The organism is Actinomycetota bacterium, assembly GCA_030682655.1.
In the GTDB taxonomy this organism is placed as follows: Bacteria; Actinomycetota; Coriobacteriia; order Anaerosomatales; family JAUXNU01; genus JAUXNU01.
In genome coordinates this window covers 1-1567 of record JAUXNU010000185.1, presented here as the reverse complement: position 1 = coordinate 1567, position 1567 = coordinate 1, and the positions used below count along the sequence as shown (strand labels likewise).

The 1567-nt window shown below is 63.8% G+C and carries 1 protein-coding gene; it reads left to right on the top strand.

What is annotated here, in order from left to right; all coding sequences use genetic code 11:
• Positions 1 to 43: 43 nt before the first annotated feature.
• Positions 44 to 1567: hypothetical protein (locus Q8K99_12185; GenBank protein MDP2183312.1), on the top strand; the 1524-nt coding region annotated here is incomplete at its 3' end.

Sequence of the window (1567 nt, the reverse complement as noted above, 5' to 3'; positions counted from 1 at the left end):
GTGGAGCGCTACCGACCAGGAGCTATCACGGGTCGAATACGGCATGACCGGTACCGAGCTTGTCGTCAAGCGCGCCGCTGAGGACGCCGCCTGCGCCTTCGATACCACCTATCCGTACACAGGCGGACGTGTCGCGGGCATCCTCGTGCCTTCGGCCACCACCACGTGGACCGTGGGGTACGCGACTGACGGAACTTGGAAGTCCGTTGCCAACGCCGAGGCGGACACCTCGATGCGCCGCGAGATCGTCCGCAACACTGCGAGTCGCGAGGCCACGGTGAGCACGTTTGATGGCGTGACCACCTACAAGTACAACCCCACGGGCACCTGCGCCACCCGTAGCAACGAGGGCTCAGCCACACTTCTGACCACCATGGAATACGATGCGGCCAACCTGCCTATTCGCGAAGTATCGCCGACTGGGCGCGAGACCAAGCGCACCTATGACTCGAACGGGGATGTGACCTTCGAGTGGGACGAAGCGGGCCGTGCAAGCTCGTTTGTCTACAACACTGCAGGCGATCTGACCCGCACGACCGACGGCGGAGGCTCGACCACGTATCGGACCTATGATGCTCGCGGCAACGTACTTACCGAGGAAAAGACGCTCACCAAGTCCGGCGAGCGTTCCCGCACCGAGTATGAGTACGAGGATGTCGCTTCGCACAAGGGACGCCTGGTCTCGCAGCTCTCGAGCATCGACGCGACTCACAGCGCGCACACCGATTACTCCGCGTTTGACACGGTCACCGGTGAGGCCGAGTCAATCTCGGACTTGGGTGTTCAGCTCGCAAGTGGCGGCACGACCCAGACTCTCACGCGCACCAACAGCCACGACGCGCGCGGCAACCTGCTCTCCGAGACCGACGCACTCGGTGTGACCACCGTGACAAACACCTACGACGCGCTCGGGCGTGTCACCGCAAGCACGGACGCTTCCGGTGTCGTCACGCACACGGCCTACGACAAGATCGGCAACACCACCCAGACCTGGCGCAGCCACGAGTCAACGACCGCGAAGCTCGACTGGCGACAGATGAGCTACAACGGGGCATCGCTGCTTGTCACCGAGACGGTTCTAGACAGCGACGGCAACACCGTATCGACCGTGACCCACACCTACGATGAGCTCGGCCGTGAGAAGAAGGCCGACGACAGCCTCGTGCCCGGTGTGGCGAGCACGACTTACGACTCACAAGGCAATGCGACGACCGCGACTGCCGAGGGCGGAAGCACGGAGGTAGCTGGCTCCACGCGTACGACCTTCAACGCCGAGGGTGAGCAGGTCGCAACTCTCGAGCCTGGAGCCACCACGGCCGCGACCGTGACCAGCTACACGGTCGACGGTCAGGTCGCCACGCAAGCCAATCCGGACGGGTCTGCTGCTCAAACGACCTACGACGCAGCGGGCAACGTCGCGAGTGAGGCGGCACCGTCTGATGTGGGCACCGCCACCACCACCTTCCAAAACGACCTGGATGGTCGCGCCACTTCCTCTACCGCTCCCGACGGTTCAGTGACGACCTACACCTACGACCTGCTGGGTCAGCAGACCGGCGCGCAGATC